The organism is Micromonospora echinospora (assembly GCF_900091495.1).
GTDB classification, from domain to species: domain Bacteria; phylum Actinomycetota; class Actinomycetes; order Mycobacteriales; family Micromonosporaceae; genus Micromonospora; species Micromonospora echinospora.
In genome coordinates this window covers 6,437,012-6,453,869 of record NZ_LT607413.1, presented here as the reverse complement: position 1 = coordinate 6,453,869, position 16,858 = coordinate 6,437,012, and the positions used below count along the sequence as shown (strand labels likewise).

Here is a 16,858-nt window from a genome sequence, read left to right as displayed (position 1 = left end):
AATCGAAATGGCGATCTACCAGCGGGTACGTGACGCGGCCGACGCATCCGCGATCCACGGGCTTAACGAAGGCTTCCTAGCGTCCGGGGTGATCATCCACCCCCACACCCGGAGGCTTGACTTGAGCCAGACCCGCAGGGACTTCCTTCGCCGCGTCGGCATCGCCGGGGGCGCCGGCGTCATGCTGCACAGCATGGGCGCGCTCGGCCTGACCAGCGCCCATGCCGCGGAGACACCACCGTTCACACCGTTGAAGATGAGCGACCTCGGCCGGCACGGCCGGAAGACGGTCATCGTGATGGGCGGCGGCATCGCCGGCCTCACCGCCGCCTACGAGCTGCTCAAGGGCGGCTACGACGTCACCGTCCTGGAAGGCCGCGGCCGGCCCGGTGGCCGGAACTGGACCGTGCGGGGCGGGGACACCTACACCGACCTGAAGGGCCGGACCCAGAAGGCGACCTTCTCCAAGGGCCAGTACATGAACGCGGGCCCCGGGCGCATCCCCCAGATGCACGTGACCCTCGACTATTGCAAGGAACTCGGCGTCCCGATCGAGGTCTTCACCAACCAGAACGCCGACGCCTTCCTCTACCGGGAGAACGTGCCGGGTGCGCTCAACGGTGTCCCGGTCCGCCAGCGGGCCGCCAAGGCGGACGCCTACGGTTACACCGCCGAGCTGCTCGCCAAGGCGACCGACCAGGGATCGCTCGACCAGTACCTTACCGCTGAGGACAAGGAGCGGCTGCTCTCCTACCTGCGCAGCTTCGGGGCCATCGGGAACCGGGTCGTCGGTGACCCCGCGGCCAGCTTCAAGTACAACGGCGGCGGGCGTCGCGGCTACGACCCGCAGCCGGGCGCCGGCCTGGAGGCGGGTACCCCCATCCCGCAGTACGCGATGTCCGACCTCCTCGCCTCGACGCTGGGCAACTACTTCTCGTTCGAGATGGGCTTCGACCAGGCGATGATGATGTACCAGCCGGTCGGCGGGATGGACCGGATCGCCTACGCCCTCGCCAAGGCGGTCGGTGGCGGTCGACTGCGCTACAACGCCCAGATCGTCGAGTACCACAACACGGTCGACGGCGTCGAGGTCGTCTACACGACCCCGGGCGGCACGAAGAAGATCGTCGGCGACTTCGCGATCAACACTATGCCCCCGCACATCGCTGCGAAGATCAAGTCCAACCTGCCCGCGGCGATCGTCTCCGCGCTCGGGTCGGTGAGCGTCACCAACGCCGGCAAGATCGGCATCGAGTACGACCGCCGGTGGTGGGAGGAGGACTTCCGCATCTACGGCGGCATCACGAACGCCAACACCAACCTCGCCAACATGTGGCACCCGTCGTACGGCTACCACGGCGACCGGGGCACCATGATCGGCTACTACAACACCGGCGCGAACGCGAACTTCTACGGCAACCTCACCCCGCCGCAGCGGCTGGCCGAGGCGGTCACCCAGGGAAAGAAGATCTTCGGCGACGTGTACGGCAAGGGCATCACCGCGTCCTTCTCCCAGGACTGGGCCTCCACGCCGTTCTCCGAAGGGGCGTGGGTCGGCTGGCCCGGCGCGGTCGGCGGGCAGACCGGCACCGGGTACCGCAGCCTCCTGGAGCCGACCGGCAACGTGTACTTCGCCGGCGACCACCTCAGCCACGCCATCGCCTGGCAGCACGGCGCGATGGTCTCCGCCCGCGTCGCCGTCGAGTCCCTCCACGCCCGCGTCACGGCCGCATGAGCACGCCCGTCACCTCCGACAGCCCCACCAGGAAGGCATTCACCATGCACCGACTCGGCATCCTCGTCCCCGCCGCCGTTGTCATCCTCGCCGTCCCGGCCGTCGCCGTCGCCGGCGGGTTGTTCCCACCGCGGCCCGGCACCACGGTCAGCGTGCTTCCCGCCGGGCAGGACAACCCGATGATCGCCGACGGGGTGGCCATCGGTAAGGGCGCGGCGCTCTACAAGACCAGCGGCCTCGGCCCGGCAGCCCTCAACACGGCCGCGCCGGCCGGGTCGGAGGCGCGCTACATCGACACCGAGGTGTTCCCCGGCGGTGTGCTGCCGCCCGGCGTGACCATCACCGAGGCGCAGGGCATCAACGTGCTGCGCCGCATCGGGGAGAACCTGTCCCGGGCGGGCCTGTCCTACGAGGACGTCATCAGCATGCGGGTGTTCCTCCAGAACCCCGCCGGCCAGGAGCGGATGGACTTCAACGGCTGGAACCGGGCCTACCGCCAGTTCTTCGCCAACACCAGCCTGTCGACCGGTAAGCCGGTGCTCGTACCGCTCGGGTCGGCTGCGCCGGCCACGCCGATGGTGGTCAACCCCGCCCGGCCGTCGCGGTTCGCGCTCGAGATCGAGAACCTGCCGGTCAACGGCTGGCTGGTCGAGGTCGAGGTGGACGCCGTCTACCCGGCGAAGGGCGAGTGATTCCACCCGTCACGTAGGCGCCGCCGACCCGTCGCCGCCCAGGGGCCTTCCGCGTCCCCTGGTGACGGGTCGGCGGTGCTCCGACGGCGGGTGAGCCGGTCCTCCACGTTGTCGGTCCGATCTGGTTGTGCTGATGATGGTGGTCGATGATGTCGCTGTGCGGGTCAGGACAAGCCGGTCTCGTCCCAACTCCGTACGGGCACCCGCCCGGCCATCTGAAGTACGAGCATGGTGGAGAGGACGGTGGCGGCCATGCCGAGGGTCCAGACCGCCGCGAGGCCGATCCTGGGCGCGATGTCGACGTCGCCACGGAGGAAGACATACCCGACGGTCCAGCCCAGGGCGAAGACGCTCGTCGCGACGAAGGTGAGCAGCAGCGGCAGCGTGGAACCCAGAAGATGCGGGTTGGAGGGTTGCCGTCGACGAAGCCACTCTTCCCAGCCAAGGCCACCCGGGACGCGGCCGCTGAGCTCGGCCGTGATGTACTCGGCAACCCGTAGCGTGCCGAAGTGCTGGGCCACCAGGCGCCCGCACAGCAGGTACGACGTGAACGGCATGATCAGCAGAAGAGCTGTCATGCCAGGCCGCGAGATGGCGAAGCCAAAGATCGCCGCGGAGACGGTGAGCTGCAAGGAGAGCATCTGCTGCTGAGCCTTGACCCGCTCCTGGATCTCCAGCCGCAGCGCTGAGAACTCGGCGAGTGGACCTTCGTGTCCGTCGTCTTCTGCCGCCGTCGGCTGACCATCGGCCAGCGCGGGTTCCGATCGTCGCATGTCGATGAGAGTATGGCGCAACGGCAAACGTGATCGCCGGCAGGTCAGGGAAGGCAGAGCCCGGCAGGCAGGTCTCGGGCTCCCGATCTGACGCTGGCCGATGACGAACACGGAGACGGCCCGCGTCCACCAGGGACGGTGGGCGCGGGCCGGGACGGGGGAGTGGGGCCTACTGGGACGGCTGGGGCAGTTCGCAGTCGACCTTCGGGTTGGCGCCCACGTAGTTGAGCGGCCCGGCCACGACGGTGACCAGGATCGTGCCGGCCTCGGCGCAGTTGGTCTCCTCGCCCTCGAAGTAGCCGCGCTGTCCTGCGGCGATCGCGCCGATGACGAGCCAGATCACCACGAGAACTCCGAATATCGACGGGCCACGCCGCATGGCTGCCTCCCTCGTAATGGTGGGTCGAGTGAGGCGGGTTGTACCCAGACGCGGTGAACAGCCAAACCGCGTGCGGCGCGGACCAGTGCGGTTCCCGCGCCAGCCGCCCCGCGCCGACACCGGCCGTCGCCGGGGACGACGCGCGACGGCGATCCGACACGACGGCGGTGGCCGGTGGCGGAGCGGGGCGGCGGTGGGTCAGGCGGTGGGGGCGGGGAATGCCTTGTCGGCCTCGGCGGGAGCGTCGGCGAGGATGCGGGCCTGCTGCGGCCAGCTCGCCAGGCCCGGGGCGGCACGCAGGCCCGCGCCCCGGATCACCTCGCGCAGCCCCGCCTCGTCGCGCTCGGCCAACTGCCGGTAGGTGCGGATGCCGGCGGCCTGGAGGGCGGCGGCGATCTTCGGCCCGATGCCCTGGATCCGACGGAAGTCGTCGTCCGGACCGTCCTCCGCGTCGCGCGGCGTGACCGCCGTGTCGTGCTGCCCGGCCGTGGTGTCCGCCTCGGCCGGTACGCTGCCGGCCGTCGGCTGGACCGGCTGGATCTGGTCGTCCGCCGGGGCGGCCGGTCCCGCCGTGGGCTCGACCCGGTCGGCCGCCACCGGTTCGCCTGCCACCGGTCCGGCCGCCACTGGTTCGGCCACCTCGGCCGCCATCGGCTCGGTCTTGGCCGGCTCGGTCGTGGTCGGTTCGGTCTTGACCGGCTCGGTCGCGGTCGGCTCGGTCTTGACCGGCTCGACCTCGGCCGGTTCGGTCGTGGCGGGCTCGTCCGCCGTCGGCTCGACCTCGACCGGGTCGGCCGCATCCGGCTTGCCCGTGGCTGCCTCGGCGTGCGTGGCCTCCGCTACCGGCGCGGGAAGGGGCCGGGTCCCCGGGGCCGGCTCGGTCCGGGCGGTCACCGGCTCGGGCTCCCCGTCGACCGCTCCGGGCTGCGGGGTCACCGGGTCGGTCTGCGCGTCGACAGGTTCGAGCTGCGCCTCCACCGGCTCGACCCGCGCGCCCGCCGGCCCGCTCGACGAGGCGGTCGGCTCGGTCCGGGGCGCCATCGGCTCGGCCTGGGCGTCCACCGGCTCCAGTTGGGCGTCCACCGGCTCGCTGTACGCCACCGGGGCCGGGGTGGGACGGGCCGGGTCGGGGTCCGTGCTGAGGGGGAGGTCCGGCGTGTGGTCGGACCGGTCGGGCGTCGCGGGTGCGTCGACCGTCTCCGGCCGTGCGGCGGAGTCCACCGGCGCGGCGGTGGTGTCCGCCGTGGCGGCAGCGGCGCCGGCCGTGGACCGGTCGGCCGAGGAGCCCGGGGCTGGCGTCGAGGTGGTGGTGGCCGCCGGGCGGCCCGGTCGAATGGAGACCGGGTCCACCCCGGACGGCGGGCGGCCGGTGGTCTGTCGGCCGCGCAGCGCCCAACCGGCGGCGGCGCCGCCCACCACCGCCAGGATGAGTAACAATGAGTGTCCGAACGTCCACGCCACGGCGTACCTCCCAATGCGTACGGCGAAAGTGCGAGAAAAGTCCGCCGCAGCTTCGCATACGCGTGTTACCGGCCTCAGCCTGGCCGGGAGGATCCCGTGCCGCCGGTCGGGTCGGGCGGTTCGGGTGGGAGGTCGACGGGGGAGCGCCGGAACGGTGCGTGGCACACGATGGCGCACCGTGACGGCGGTGCCGGCACCCTGCTCGTCGGCAGGAGAGACAGGTGCCGGCACCGCCGTGGGGAGGGGACTCAGTCCTCCGCGCCCCGGTAGGCGTAGAGGTCGTCGACGAACTTGCGGCGCAGTTTCGGTACCCGGCTGGTCACTCCGAAGTAGCCGCGGGCGCCCAGCAGCGCGAGTCGGCCGACGACCGGGCGGTAGAGCGGGTCGTCGCCGTTGGTGCCGTTGTTCTTCAGCGAGTCGGCCACCCGGGCGAAGCCGTACGGCAGCATCTGCGCCTCGTAGTCGCCGACCGCCTCCAGCAGTGGCTTGTCACCGGCCGCCGCCGCGGTGAGCTGTCGGCAGAGCAGGGTGGCGTCGCGCAGCGCGGTGTTCGCCCCGACCCCGCGTCCCGGGGTCATGGTGTGGATGGCGTCGCCGAGCAGGGTGACGGTGCTGGGCTTCCACGGCGGGACCGGTTCCGACGTGGCCACCTTGATCGGCAGGCAGCTGCCCGGGTCGCTGCGGGCGAGCAGTTCGCGCAGGTTCGGGTGCCAGCCTCGGGTCAGTTGCAGGGCGAGGTGGACGAGGTCGTCGCCGCGTCGGCGCATCACGTCCGGCGGGAACCGACGGGCGGTGCTCCAGATGATGATGTTGATGTAGTCGCGGGTGTTGTCGTAGAGCAGGCCCGGCCAGCGGTCCAGCAGGTGGGCGTCGGCGCCGCCGATGCCGGACTTGAGTCCGCCGCCGCTGTCCCACTTGAACTCCATCACGTGCAGGATGCCCATTATCCCGCGGGTGCCGAAGATGAGGGAGATGCCCTCCAGGACGCGCGGTGGCAGCAGGCTGCGGGTGTGTTCGGTGAGGGGGATCTTCACCGCGATGTTGATGCTGCCGGCGTCCCGGGTGACCGCGTGCGGCAGGTACTGCCGGCGGACGGCGGAGTGGGTGCCGTCGGCGGCGACCAGGAGGTCACCCACGGCGGAGCTGCCGTCGGCGAAGTACGCGGTGACCGTGCCGTCGTCGTGCTGCTCGTACCGGGTGAAGGTCTTGTCGAAGTGGACGACGTCCTCCATGCCGGTGAGCAGGACCTGCCGCAGCGTCATCCGGGAGACCGAGCGGTCGGTGTTGACCGGGTCGGTGTCCGGCCGCAGCTCGAAGGAGGCGGTCTGGCGCAGCCGCTGGGTGATGACGTTGAAGTAGCGCGGGGAGCGGGCGCAGGTGGCGACGAAGGTGTCGAACAGGTCCGGCGGCAGGCACTCGCGCAGGGCCCGGCTGCCGGTCGGACCGATGCCGACCCGGTAGCCGAGCAGGCCGTCGGTGCGGGTGCGGTGACGTTCGTAGACGGCGACGCTGATCCCGGCCCGGCGCAGGCCGTGGGCCAGGCACATCCCGCCGGTGCCGGCGCCGATCACCAGGACGTGTGGGCGGCTGGAGGACATGGCAGCTCCTTGCGGCACGGATCAGCGGGTCAGTCGAGGGCGCCGACGGACGGTGCGGGGGCGGCGTCCCAGCGGTAGAAGCACCCGGCGATCGCGTCCCGGGGGGAGCGCCAGGTCGGCAGGTACGGGGAGGTGTGTTCGGCGAGCCGTTCGTTGACCCGCAGGTAGAGCGGGTTGGTGCGGGCTGCGCCGACCGAGCCGGGGTCCACGTCGGTCTCCATCAGGTGGATGAGGACGTCGTGCAGGCAGTACAGGGAGCGGTGCCGGACGCCGGTCAGGGCGGGCAGTCCACCGGCGTCGGACTCGGCGAAGATCTCCGCCACCTGCTCCTCCGCCCCCGGGACGATCCTGCTGACGATCAGTAGCCGACTCATCGGTTCCCCTTTCGCGACCGGCGTCCCGCGAGTCTGCGGGGAGGCCTGGTGGGCCCACCCTGCCGGCCGGGCTGTCACCGTGCCGTCACCCGGATGTCGACGGCGGTGACGGTCCGGGCGCGGGGCGGGTGGGGCGTCGGGCGCCGGGTGGCGCCGGGCGGCGGCGGATCGGGGCGAGGGTGTCGTCGAGCAGGGCGCACATGGCCGCCGAGGGTTCCAGGTCCAGTTCCCGCAGGATCAGGTCGCGGTAGACGTAGAAGGCGTGCAGCGCCTCGAAGGCGTTGCCCTCGGCGAGGTGGATCTGCACCACCAGCCGGTGTGGGGTCTCGCGCAGGGGTTCGGCGGCCATCGCCTCCAGGGCCGCCTGGAGGGCCTCGCCGTGCCGGCCGGCCGCCAGGTGGGTGCGGGCGAGGTGTTCCAGCATGTGCAGGCGGAGTTGGCGCAGGCGTTCGCGTTCCAGCAGCACCCAGTCGTCGTACCAGCCGGGAAGCAGGTCGTGGCGGCCGGCGGCGAGGGCCGCGGCGGCGGCGCGCGGGTCGCCGTCGTCGCCGACCCGGGCGGCGGTGCGGACCAGTTCGTCCACGTCGAGGTGGACGGCCGGGGCGAGCCGTACGGTGTCGCCGCTGGTCAGCATCGGACAGCAGGGGTCCTGGCGCAGCCGCCACAGGGCGGTGCGCAGCGAGGACAGGGCGCGGTCCTCGGGCGCGTCGGGCCAGAGCAGACCGGCGAGGTGGCTACGGGTGGCGCCGGGACGCAGCCCGATCAGCGCGATGATCCGTTGCAGTCCACGGGGGACGACCACCGGCTGGTCGTCGTGCAGCAGACGGAAGCCGCCGAGCAGCAGCAGACGTACCCGGGGAGCGGTCGTCGGCGTGCTGGTGTCAGAGCCCACGGCCGTACCCCCTGCAGCGGAACTCTCGTCCCGTCGTTCACGGTGCCCGCCGGCCGCCCGCGACGACGGTGTCCGGTCGCGTACGCCGGGGCGAGAGCCGCCGCCGGGCTGGTAGCGACGAAGATTATCAATAGCGGTTACGCTCGGTCAACCTCCTGGTCGTCATTCCGACCCCCTGGGCGCGTTCCCGAAAGCGTCTCTGACCTGGGATTATGTGATACCCACTCCTGGTTCGCCGGCAGGTACGGGAAGCATCCTGCTCGTCCATCGTCAACCCAGCGTCACAAAGGAGGGGTGCCAGTGGACGGTCTGTGGTGACGCTCCGATGACGGTGTGCTCGGCATCGTGTCGGCAGCCGCCCGGTTGTCGTGCGGCCCGGCGTCCGCCACCGGGAGGGGTGTCCATGGACCGCTCGTTGATCGTCGCGAAGGTGCTGCCGACCGCGGAGTCGCGGGTCGCCGAGATCTTCGCCGAGTCGGACGCGACGGAACTGCCGCGCCTGGCCGGGGTCCGCCACCGGTCGCTGTACCGCCTGCACGACCTCTACGTGCACCTGCTGGAGACCGAGCAGGCGGGAGAGGGAGCGGTGGAGACCGCCCGTCGGCACCCCGAGTTCACCCGGATCAGCGACCGGTTGCGGCCGTACGTCTCACCGTACCTGCCGACCTGGCAGTCACCCCGCGACGCGATGGCGCGCTGCTTCTACCGCTGGGACGCCAACGGGAACGGGTGGCGGCCGTGACCGTGACCGGTCGAGCCGCGTCGGGGTGACCCGCGAGCGCCCCGGCCCGCGTGCCCGACGGCACGACCGCACCCGATACCGGCCCGGCGCGAACGTCGCCGTGGCTGCGGCCCACAGCTGAGAGGATCACCATGACCGTCACCCGAGGACCGGCCGGAGCGGCCCTGGCCACCGAGATCACCGACATCCTGGTCGCGCACTGCGGGCTCGATCCCGACACCGCGGCCCGCACCCCCGACGCCTCGCTGGCCGAACTCGGCATGGACTCGCTGGCCCTGCTGGAGTTGCAGGCCGTGGTCGCCGACCGGTACGGCGCGCGGATCCCCACCGAGACGGGCCACCTGAGCATCCCCGCCGTCGCCGACCTGGTCGCCGAGCAGGGCGAGCCGCCCGACTCCCCGGAGCCGGTCGACCCGCCCGGCCACACCGAGAACAGCATCGTGATCGACGCGCCCCGGCGGCTGGTCTGGGACCTCACCAACGACGTGGCGAACTGGACCGACCTGTTCACCGAGTACGCCTCGGTGGACGTGCTCCACCGGGACGGGAACACGGTGCGGTTCCGGCTGACCATGCATCCCGACCCGGACGGCACGGTGTGGAGCTGGGTCAGCGAACGCACCGCCGACCCGGACACCTGGCAGGTGCACGCGCACCGGGTGGAGACCGGACCGTTCGAGTACATGCGCCTGCACTGGCGTTACGACACCACGCCGGACGGGGGCACCCGGATGACCTGGGTCCAGGACTTCCACCTGCGGCCCGACGCGCCCGTCGACGACCGGGGCATGGAGGACCGGCTCAACGCCGGCACCCGCGAGCAGATGGCGATCATCCGCGACAAGGTCGAGCTGATCGCCCGGCAGCGGGGACTGGAGGGGGACGACGATGAGTGAGACCGCCGACCGGGTCGTCGCGGCCCACTCCGTCCCCGCCGACCGGCGGCGCGGCGCGGAGCTGCGGGTGCTGCTCGGACCGAAGACCGTCGGCTCCACCTCCGGGTTCATGGGGGTGGCGGCGTTGCTGCCGGGCGAGCGCATCGCCGAGCACTACCACCCCTACAGCGAGGAGTTCCTCTACGTCACCCGGGGCGCGATCACCGTCGACCTCGACGACCGGCCGGTGCCGCTCGCCGCCGGGGAGGCCCTGTTCGTGCCGGTCAACGTCCGGCACCGGTTGCGCAACACCGGCGACGAACCGGCCGAGGTGGTGTTCCACCTCGGACCGCTGGCGCCCCGACCCGAGTTGGGGCACGTCGACACCGAGGTCGTGGAGGCGACGCCATGACCGGGCGCCGCACGGTGGTGACCGGTGTCGGGGTGGTCGCCCCGGGCGGCGCCACCCGGGACCGGTTCTGGAAGACGATCACCGAGGGGCGCACCGCCACCCGAAGGATCACCTTCTTCGATCCGTCCCCGTTCCGGTCCCGGATCGCCGCGGAGTGCGACTTCGACCCGGACGCCGCCGGGATCACCCTCGACGAACGCCGCCGCGCCGACCGGTACGTCCAGTTCGCGCTGGCCTGTTCCGCCGAGGCGCTCGCCGACAGTGGACTGGAGCTGACCGACGCGCTCCGGGACGGCGCCGGGGTCGTGCTCGGCTCCGCCGTGGGCGGCACCACCGCCCTGGAACAGGAGTACGTGCGGGTCAGCGACCACGGCGCGCACTGGCTGGTCGACCCGGGTCGCGCCGGGCCGTACCTCTACCAGGCGCTGGTGCCGAGCAGCCTGGCCGCCGACGTGGCGTGCCGGCACGGGCTGCACGGCCCGGCCCAGGTGGTCTCCACCGGCTGCACCTCCGGCATCGACGCGATCGGCTACGCCCACCAGCTCATCGCCGACGGTGAGGCCGACGTGGTGCTCGCCGGGGCCTCCGACTCGCCGATCTCCCCGGTCACCGTGGCCTCGTTCGACGCGATCCAGGCGACCAGCCCGGACAACGACGACCCGGCGCACGCCTCCCGGCCCTTCGACAACGACCGGCGCGGGTTCGTCCTCGCCGAGGGGGCGGCCGTGCTGGTGCTGGAGGAGGCCGGGCACGCCCGGCGGCGCGGCGCGCACGTCTACTGCGAGGTGGTCGGGTACGCCAGTCGCAGCAACGGCTACCACATGACCGGCCTGCGCCCGGACGGGGTGGAGATGGCGCTGGCCATCACCGACGCCCTGCGGCAGGCCCGGCTGGACCCGGCCGACGTGTCGTACGTCAGCGCGCACGGCTCCGGCACCCGGCAGAACGACCGGCACGAGACCGCCGCGTTCAAGCGGGCGCTCGGCGAGGCCGCGTACCGGGTGCCGGTCAGCTCGATCAAGTCGATGGTGGGGCACTCGCTCGGCGCGATCGGCTCGATCGAGATGGCCGCCTGCGCCCTGGCCATCGAGTACGGTGTGGTGCCCCCGACGGCGAACTGGAGCACCCGGGACCCGGAGTGCGACCTGGACTACGTGCCGAACGTGGCCCGGGAACTGCCGGTCGACGTGGCGCTCTCGGTGGGCAGCGGCTTCGGCGGCTTCCAGTCCGCGTTGGTGTTCCGTCGGCTCTCCGGGTCGGTGCGGGAGTGAGCCCCCGGGCGGTGGTCACCGGCATCGGGGTGGTCGCCCCGAGCGGCATCGGCGTGGACGCGCACTGGCGCGCGGTGACCGCCGGCACCCGGGTGACCGGGCCGATCACCCTCTTCGACCCGGACGGCCGGTACCCGACCCGGATCGCCGGTGAGGTGTCCGGCTTCGACGCCGCCCGGTACGCCGACAACCGTCGGCTGGTGCAGACCGACCGCTGGACGCACCTCGGGTTCGCCGCCACCGCGCTCGCCCTCGCCGACGCCGGGTTGCCGGCGCGGGCCCCCGACCCGTACGGCTACGCGGTCACCCTGGCCAGTTCCTCCGGGGGCAACCTGTTCGGCCAGCGGGAACTGCAACGGCTCTGGGGCGGGCCGTCCCGCACGGTCGGGGCGTACCAGTCGATCGCCTGGTTCTACGCGGCCAGCGTCGGGCAGCTCTCCATCCACCACCAGTTCAAGGGACCGAGCGGGGTGCTGGTCACCGAGTCCGCCGGCGGGCTGGACAGCCTGGCGCACGCGGTGCGCACCGTGCGCCGGGGCACCCCGGTGGTGATCGCCGGGGCCACCGAGTGTCCGCTGAGCCCGTACGCGCTGGCCTGTCAGCTCCGCTCCGGACTGCTCAGCCCGGTCGGCGACCCGGAGCGCGCCTACCTCCCGTTCGACGTCGACGCCAGCGGGTACGTGCCGGCCGAGGGCGGCGCGGTCTTCGTGGTCGAGGAGCACGGGCACGCCCTGGCCCGGGGCGCGCGGATCTACGGCGAGGTGACCGGCTGGGGCGCCACCCACGACGCGGCGCACACCACGGCGGAGAGCGCCGGCGACCCCGTCCAGTACGCCCGGGCCGTCCGCCTGGCTCTCGGTCGGGCCGGTGTGCATCCGGACGAGGTGGACGTGGTGCTGCCGGACGCCCTCGGCACGCCCCGCCACGACCGCACCGAGGCAGCGGCGCTGCGGGCGGTGTTCGGCACCCGGCCACCCCCGGTCACCACGCAGAAGCCCCTCACCGGGCGGGCCCACCAGGGCGGGTCGGCGTTGGACGTGGCGACCGCGCTGCTCGCCCTGCATCACGACCAACTGCCCGCCTCCGCCGGGCCGGCGCGCCCGGCCGACGGCTGCGAGCTGGACTTCCTGCGCCGGCCACGGCGGCCGGAGGCCGGGGTCGCGGTGGTGTGCGCCCGCGGCTTCGACGGTTTCAACAGCGCACTGGTGCTGCGCGGGGCGCAGCCACCTGGGGAAGGGAGCGGGGGACCATGATCGAACGACGGGCACGTGTGCTGTTCCTGGTGCGGGTGGCGGTGGACCGGACCGCCGATTTCCTCCGGGCGTACGAGTTGGTGCGCCACCAGGTCAACGGGGTGCCGGGGCATCTGGTCGACCAGGTCTGCCGGTCGGCCGTCGACCCGGAGCAGTGGTTGGTGACCAGCGAGTGGGCGACCCTGGCCGACTTCGAGGCGTGGGAGCGCAGTGCCGGGCACCGTGAGTTGCTGCGGCCGATGCGGGAGTGTTTCACCGAGGCGAGGTCGCTGCGGTTCCTGGTGCACGCCCAGACCCCCGCGCCGGAGGCGGTCTGCGCGCTGCCGGCGGAGGTGGACGTCGCCCACTGGTGAGGTGGACACGCCGGGCCCGGCGGTCGGGAGGACGTCATCGTCCCGGCCGCCGGGCCCGTCCGCGTGCCCGAACCGGTCGACGGTGCCCCGGGCGAAAGCGTCGGTGGCCGGCACCCGTCCGGCGTTGACCATCGACCGACAAGACAACGAGGGATGCCCATCCGTCGTACGATCGTTGCCGCCTGCCTGATCGGACGGTCACAAGGGACGGCCGCCCCAGGGGTGCTCAGCTGGACGATCCTGCCGTGCCGGCCGGCTTCCGGCAATCGGGCCCGGCGCTCTAATTGATCTAGCCATTCGCATCTGGTCACGCCTCGGACGACTGTCGTAGGGTTCCCGGCAACAACCAATCAGACGCACTGGATGGGCGTATACGCCCTATTTTGTGCTGCGCGCTGGACGGCGGTGACGATGATGCGTTCGGCGGAAGATCCTGCGGCACCGGATGCGGGCTGGGTGGACGACGTCCTGCTCGCCGGCCCCGCCACGGACGTCTGCCTGCGACTGCCCGAACCGGTCGAGCGGGGCGCCCTGCGCCGGTTGGTCGCCGACGCGCAGGCCCGACTCGCCGAGACCGGACTGCGCCCCGGGGGCGCCGTCGCGCTGCGCCTGCCCCCCTCACTGTCCTACGTGGTCCACCTGCTGGCGGTCTGGCGCAGCGGCGGCCAGGCCGTCCTGCTCGACCACCGGCTCACCGACCACGAGGTCGACCGCGCGCTGGAACGCCTCCACCCGCAGGTGGTCGTCGCGCCGGTGCGGGCCGGCGGCGGCGCGCTGCGGGTCTTCGTCGACGTCACCGCCGGGCTGAGCGCCTACTCGGACCGCTCGGCCGGCAGCCCGCACGCGGTCGTCCAGCTCAGCTCCGGCTCCACCGGACCGTCCAAGGTCATCGGACGCACCGCCGAGGACTTGGTGGCCGAGGTGCGCCGCTACACCGAGATCGACGGCGTCGCCCGGCCCGGTGAGCGGATCATCCTGCTGCCGTCCATGGTGCACGTTCTCGGGCTCGTCGGCGGTCTGCTCTACGGGCTGCACGCCCGGGTCGAGCTGGTGCCGCCGGAGCGGCTCAGCGGCGACGCCGTGCTCGCCGCCATCGCCGCGCAGGACTCACCGGCCACCGTCCTGGGGGTGCCGTTCCACATCGGTCTGCTCGCCTCCACCCGGCCGCCGGCCCCGCTGCCGCAGTTCAAGCGGATGACCACCGGCGGCGAGCTGGTGCCGGCCGCCGTCGCGCAGGCCTTCGCCGACCGGCACGGCGTGCCGCTGGGCAACATGTACGGGATGACCGAGGTCGGGGTCATCGGCACCGACCTGTACGGCCGGCACCGCCCGTCGATCACGCCGGCCCCCGGCATCGAGGTGCGCGAGGTCGACGGTGAGCTGCTGGTCAGCTGCCCGGCCTCGCCGTACGTCGGGCTGTCCGACCCGACCCGGTGGGCCGACGGCTGGCTGCGCACCCGCGACGCCGGCACCGTCGACCCGGTCACCGGGCTGGTCACCGTGCGGGGACGGCTCGACTCGCAGGTCAGCGTCGGTGGCCTGAAGGTCGATCTCACCGAGGTCGAGGCGACCGTCGCCGCCCTGCCCGGGGTGGCCGCCGCCGTCGTCGTGTACGACAACGGCATCACCGCCTACGTCCAACCGGACGGCCCCCTCACCGAGGACGCCCTGGACAAGCAGCTCGCCGAGCGGCTCGCCGGCTACAAGCGCCCGCGCACCCTGCACCTGCTGGATCAACTGCCCCGGACCACCACCGGCAAGCTGGTCCGGGCCACCGAGGCGCTGCGGGCGGCCACCCCATGACCGGGGCCCCCGGCGTCGACCACGACGACCTCGCGGGGTGCCCCGCCGACCGCCACGGCCAGCACCAGCTCCGGCCCGGCCGGCGGGTGACCCACCCACAGGCCACCAGCGCCGGGCACCGGACGCAGCAGCGGCCCCGCCCCGTCCGGCCGGGGCATCGGGCGGGTCAGCCCGCCCTCGCGCAGGCCGACGCCGAGGGCCTTGCCCACCGCCTCCTTGGCCGTCCAGAGCAGCAGGAAACCGTCCGACCGGTCGGCGTCCGGTCGACCGCGCAGCCACGCCACCGCCGCCGGCTCGAACCACCGCCGCGCCAGCGCCATCGCCGGCACCGGGCGACGGCGCTCGACGTCCACCCCGACCGGGGCGTCCCGGCAGGCGGCCACGGCCACCACCCCGTCGACGTGACTGACGCTCACCGGCAGCTCCACGCCGCCGCCCCGGACCCGGGGACGCCCCCGCGCCCGTCGCTCCACCGAGATCTCCGACCCGTCGCGGCCGAGCAGCGCCACCCCCGCACGCACCAGCAGCCGCCGCGTCACCTCCGGCTGACCGTCGAAGGCACGGCTGATCCACACGTACACGGTGTCCCGACCGGGCACCGGTGACTGGTTCACGGAAAAGAGGTTAACCCCATGTCCGACGAGGTCCGCACCTTCGTCATCGAGCAGTTGACGGACATGAACTACGACGTCGAGGACATCGACGACGACACCACGCTGGGCCCCGCCGGCGTCGACCTGGAGTCCCTGGCCCTGGCCGACCTGGCCGTGCGGGTCGAGGACCGGTACGGCCTGAAATTCGCCGACGACGAGAACGAGAAACTGGCCCTGATGACGGTCGGCGAGTTCACCCGCATGGTGGCCGACCGGGTCTCCGCCAAGGCCACAGGCGACGCCGCCTGATGGCCGCCCGCCCCGGACCCGAACGGGCGGAACTGGTCGAGATGCTCGCCGAGCTGACCAACCGGCCGGCGTCCGAGGTGCCCGAGCGGCTCGGCTCGATGGAGCTGGCCTGGCTGGTGCACCTCGTCGAGCAGCGCTACGACACCCGCCTCGACCTCACCGACGACCAGCTCGCCGGGATCCGCACCGTCGACGACGCCCGGGAGGTCTTCCGCGCCTGGCTGACCGCCTCCGCAGATGGCTGACCGGCGTGCTGTCGTCCACATCACCGGTGTCCACGCGACCAGCGCCCTCGGCCGGGGAGCCGAGGCGCAGCTCGCCGGCGTGCTCGCCGGGGAACCCGCGTTCGGGCCGGTGTCCCGCTTCGACACCACCGCCCGGCGGGTGGACCGGGCGGCGACCCTGACCGACGTCGGCCCGCTCGCCGACGAACTGGCCGACGCGGTCGACGCCGCCTGCACCGACGCCGGTCTCACCACCACCGACCGGGCCGCCGCCGCCCTGCTGCTGGCCGTCCACGGTGGACCCGACGCCGGTCCGCTCGCCGCCGGACTGGCCCGGCGCACCGGGACCGGCGGACCGTGCCGGGTCTACACCACCGCCTGCGTGTCGGCCAGTACGGCGGTCGCCGACGCCGCCGCGCTGATCCGGCGCGGCGACGCCGACCGGGTCGTGGTCGCCGCCGGCTACCTCGTCGAACCCGACCAGTACGCGCTCTTCGACGCCGGCCGGGCGCTCGCCACCGACGGGACGGTCCGGCCGTTCAGCACCGGCCGCACCGGGCTGCTGCTCGGCGACGGGGTGGCGGCGGTGGTGCTGGAGTCCGCCACCCTCGCCCGACGACCCCTCGCCGACCTGCTCGGCTGGGGCCGGGCCGGGGATGCGTTCCACGCCTGCCGGCCCGACCCGCAGGGGCGGGGCCTGGCCCGCGCGGTGGACGCGGCGCTGCGCCGCGCCGACCTGCCCGCCGAGGCGGTCGGGTACGTCAACGCCAACGCCACCGGCACCGGCTTCAGCGACGCCTCCGAGGCGAACGCGCTGCGGCTGGCGCTGGGCCCGGCGGCCGACCGGGTGCCGGTCAGCTCCACCAAGGCGCTGCACGGGCACGCCCTGGAAGCGTCCGGCCTGCTCGAACTGGTGGTCACCGTGCTCGCCGTACGACACGGGAAACTGCCGGTCAACGCCGGCTTCCTCGGCCCGGACGAGGCGTGCCCCCTGGACGTGGTCCTGGACGCGCCCCGCCCGGCGGCGACCCCGTACGCGCTCAGCCTGAACGCGGCCTTCGGCGGCGCGAACACCGCCCTGCTGGTCGGTGCGCCATGAGCGCGGCCACCACCGGTACG

19 protein-coding genes are annotated in these 16,858 nt (G+C 73.0%); 12 read left to right on the top strand and 7 right to left on the bottom strand.

Translation table 11 applies throughout. The features are described from left to right. Positions 1 to 121 precede the first annotated feature (121 nt). Together GA0070618_RS27675 and GA0070618_RS27670 are read left to right on the top strand one after the other, a co-directional pair. A complete protein-coding gene (locus GA0070618_RS27675; RefSeq protein ID WP_231931485.1) occupies positions 122 to 1,735 on the top strand; it encodes a flavin monoamine oxidase family protein in 1,614 nt (537 codons plus the stop codon). Beyond that, a complete protein-coding gene (locus GA0070618_RS27670) occupies positions 1,732 to 2,427 on the top strand; it encodes a Rid family hydrolase (RefSeq protein ID WP_197701661.1) in 696 nt (231 codons plus the stop codon). Before GA0070618_RS27675 ends, GA0070618_RS27670 begins: the two co-directional genes overlap by 4 nt. Positions 2,428 to 2,591: 164 nt before the next feature. On the opposite strand, the gene GA0070618_RS27665 is transcribed toward GA0070618_RS27670, so the two are convergent. From GA0070618_RS27665 to GA0070618_RS27640, 6 genes are all read right to left on the bottom strand, one after another. After that, positions 2,592 to 3,200, bottom strand: a complete 609-nt coding sequence (locus GA0070618_RS27665; RefSeq protein ID WP_088984238.1) for a hypothetical protein — start codon at positions 3,198 to 3,200, stop codon at positions 2,592 to 2,594. A 169-nt stretch (positions 3,201 to 3,369) separates the two neighbouring features. Next, positions 3,370 to 3,579 (bottom strand): hypothetical protein, encoded by a 210-nt coding sequence (locus GA0070618_RS27660; RefSeq protein ID WP_088984237.1) that lies wholly within the window; start codon positions 3,577 to 3,579, stop codon positions 3,370 to 3,372. Positions 3,580 to 3,777: 198 nt separating this feature from the next. Beyond that, positions 3,778 to 4,995 (bottom strand): hypothetical protein, encoded by a 1,218-nt coding sequence (locus tag GA0070618_RS34985; RefSeq protein WP_231931484.1) that lies wholly within the window; start codon positions 4,993 to 4,995, stop codon positions 3,778 to 3,780. 293 nt (positions 4,996 to 5,288) lie between these two features. Further along, positions 5,289 to 6,638: an FAD-dependent oxidoreductase gene (locus GA0070618_RS27650; RefSeq protein ID WP_088984236.1), complete on the bottom strand. Its 1,350-nt coding sequence runs from the start codon at positions 6,636 to 6,638 to the stop codon at positions 5,289 to 5,291. A gap of 29 nt (positions 6,639 to 6,667) precedes the next feature. After that, entirely contained in the window at positions 6,668 to 7,012 is a 345-nt protein-coding gene (locus tag GA0070618_RS27645; protein WP_088984235.1) for a TcmI family type II polyketide cyclase, read from the bottom strand. Positions 7,013 to 7,097: 85 nt separating this feature from the next. Next, positions 7,098 to 7,904 carry an AfsR/SARP family transcriptional regulator gene (locus tag GA0070618_RS27640; protein ID WP_088984234.1) on the bottom strand — a complete coding sequence of 269 codons (807 nt, stop codon included), beginning with the start codon at positions 7,902 to 7,904 and terminating at the stop codon, positions 7,098 to 7,100. Between the two features lie 403 nt (positions 7,905 to 8,307). Between GA0070618_RS27640 and GA0070618_RS27635 the strand changes: the two genes are divergently transcribed. The 7 genes from GA0070618_RS27635 to GA0070618_RS27605 all read left to right on the top strand — a co-directional run bounded on the left by GA0070618_RS27635 (position 8,308) and on the right by GA0070618_RS27605 (position 14,613). Beyond that, complete coding sequence (locus GA0070618_RS27635) at positions 8,308 to 8,646, top strand: TcmI family type II polyketide cyclase (protein WP_088984233.1); 339 nt, start codon at positions 8,308 to 8,310, stop codon at positions 8,644 to 8,646. 131 nt (positions 8,647 to 8,777) lie between these two features. After that, on the top strand, positions 8,778 to 9,542 hold the full coding sequence (locus GA0070618_RS27630) for an SRPBCC family protein (RefSeq protein ID WP_088984232.1): 765 nt from the start codon (positions 8,778 to 8,780) through the stop codon (positions 9,540 to 9,542). Continuing rightward, positions 9,535 to 9,933: a cupin domain-containing protein gene (locus tag GA0070618_RS27625; protein ID WP_088984231.1), complete on the top strand. Its 399-nt coding sequence runs from the start codon at positions 9,535 to 9,537 to the stop codon at positions 9,931 to 9,933. Before GA0070618_RS27630 ends, GA0070618_RS27625 begins: the two co-directional genes overlap by 8 nt. Then, complete coding sequence (locus tag GA0070618_RS27620) at positions 9,930 to 11,204, top strand: beta-ketoacyl-[acyl-carrier-protein] synthase family protein (protein ID WP_088984230.1); 1,275 nt, start codon at positions 9,930 to 9,932, stop codon at positions 11,202 to 11,204. The genes GA0070618_RS27625 and GA0070618_RS27620 overlap by 4 nt, the downstream gene beginning before the upstream one ends. Further along, positions 11,201 to 12,457 carry a beta-ketoacyl synthase N-terminal-like domain-containing protein gene (locus GA0070618_RS27615; RefSeq protein ID WP_088984229.1) on the top strand — a complete coding sequence of 419 codons (1,257 nt, stop codon included), beginning with the start codon at positions 11,201 to 11,203 and terminating at the stop codon, positions 12,455 to 12,457. The genes GA0070618_RS27620 and GA0070618_RS27615 overlap by 4 nt, the downstream gene beginning before the upstream one ends. Then, entirely contained in the window at positions 12,454 to 12,810 is a 357-nt protein-coding gene (locus tag GA0070618_RS27610; protein WP_088984228.1) for an antibiotic biosynthesis monooxygenase family protein, read from the top strand. The genes GA0070618_RS27615 and GA0070618_RS27610 overlap by 4 nt, the downstream gene beginning before the upstream one ends. Before the next feature lie 411 nt (positions 12,811 to 13,221). After that, the gene (locus tag GA0070618_RS27605) at positions 13,222 to 14,613 is read left to right on the top strand and encodes a class I adenylate-forming enzyme family protein (protein ID WP_088984227.1); all 1,392 of its coding nucleotides are present in this window, start codon (positions 13,222 to 13,224) and stop codon (positions 14,611 to 14,613) included. Here GA0070618_RS27605 and GA0070618_RS27600 read toward each other — a convergent pair. After that, entirely contained in the window at positions 14,544 to 15,227 is a 684-nt protein-coding gene (locus tag GA0070618_RS27600) for a 4'-phosphopantetheinyl transferase family protein (protein ID WP_088984226.1), read from the bottom strand. The genes GA0070618_RS27605 and GA0070618_RS27600 overlap by 70 nt on opposite strands. Before the next feature lie 18 nt (positions 15,228 to 15,245). Here GA0070618_RS27600 and GA0070618_RS27595 point away from each other — a divergent pair, with 18 nt between their 5' ends. From GA0070618_RS27595 to GA0070618_RS27585, 3 genes are read left to right on the top strand one after another with little or no spacing between them, the layout of a single operon-like run. Continuing rightward, entirely contained in the window at positions 15,246 to 15,515 is a 270-nt protein-coding gene (locus tag GA0070618_RS27595) for an acyl carrier protein (RefSeq protein ID WP_088984225.1), read from the top strand. Next, complete coding sequence (locus GA0070618_RS27590; RefSeq protein ID WP_088984224.1) at positions 15,515 to 15,760, top strand: hypothetical protein; 246 nt, start codon at positions 15,515 to 15,517, stop codon at positions 15,758 to 15,760. The genes GA0070618_RS27595 and GA0070618_RS27590 overlap by 1 nt, the downstream gene beginning before the upstream one ends. Next, complete coding sequence (locus GA0070618_RS27585; protein WP_088984223.1) at positions 15,753 to 16,838, top strand: beta-ketoacyl-[acyl-carrier-protein] synthase family protein; 1,086 nt, start codon at positions 15,753 to 15,755, stop codon at positions 16,836 to 16,838. Before GA0070618_RS27590 ends, GA0070618_RS27585 begins: the two co-directional genes overlap by 8 nt. Positions 16,839 to 16,858: the final 20 nt, after the last annotated feature.

Bases quoted from the DNA above. Each gene is read 5' to 3' on its own strand.
- GA0070618_RS27670 (WP_197701661.1), top strand. From the start codon at position 1,732: ATGAGCACGCCCGTCACCTCCGACAGCCCCACCAGGAAGGCATTCACC.
- GA0070618_RS27665 (WP_088984238.1), bottom strand. From the start codon at position 3,200: ATGCGACGATCGGAACCCGCGCTGGCCGATGGTCAGCCGACGGCGGCA.
- GA0070618_RS27660 (WP_088984237.1), bottom strand. From the start codon at position 3,579: ATGCGGCGTGGCCCGTCGATATTCGGAGTTCTCGTGGTGATCTGGCTC.
- GA0070618_RS27650 (WP_088984236.1), bottom strand. From the start codon at position 6,638: ATGTCCTCCAGCCGCCCACACGTCCTGGTGATCGGCGCCGGCACCGGC.
- GA0070618_RS27645 (WP_088984235.1), bottom strand. From the start codon at position 7,012: ATGAGTCGGCTACTGATCGTCAGCAGGATCGTCCCGGGGGCGGAGGAG.
- GA0070618_RS27635 (WP_088984233.1), top strand. From the start codon at position 8,308: ATGGACCGCTCGTTGATCGTCGCGAAGGTGCTGCCGACCGCGGAGTCG.
- GA0070618_RS27630 (WP_088984232.1), top strand. From the start codon at position 8,778: ATGACCGTCACCCGAGGACCGGCCGGAGCGGCCCTGGCCACCGAGATC.
- GA0070618_RS27625 (WP_088984231.1), top strand. From the start codon at position 9,535: ATGAGTGAGACCGCCGACCGGGTCGTCGCGGCCCACTCCGTCCCCGCC.
- GA0070618_RS27620 (WP_088984230.1), top strand. From the start codon at position 9,930: ATGACCGGGCGCCGCACGGTGGTGACCGGTGTCGGGGTGGTCGCCCCG.
- GA0070618_RS27610 (WP_088984228.1), top strand. From the start codon at position 12,454: ATGATCGAACGACGGGCACGTGTGCTGTTCCTGGTGCGGGTGGCGGTG.
- GA0070618_RS27605 (WP_088984227.1), top strand. From the start codon at position 13,222: ATGATGCGTTCGGCGGAAGATCCTGCGGCACCGGATGCGGGCTGGGTG.
- GA0070618_RS27595 (WP_088984225.1), top strand. From the start codon at position 15,246: ATGTCCGACGAGGTCCGCACCTTCGTCATCGAGCAGTTGACGGACATG.
- GA0070618_RS27590 (WP_088984224.1), top strand. From the start codon at position 15,515: ATGGCCGCCCGCCCCGGACCCGAACGGGCGGAACTGGTCGAGATGCTC.
- GA0070618_RS27585 (WP_088984223.1), top strand. From the start codon at position 15,753: ATGGCTGACCGGCGTGCTGTCGTCCACATCACCGGTGTCCACGCGACC.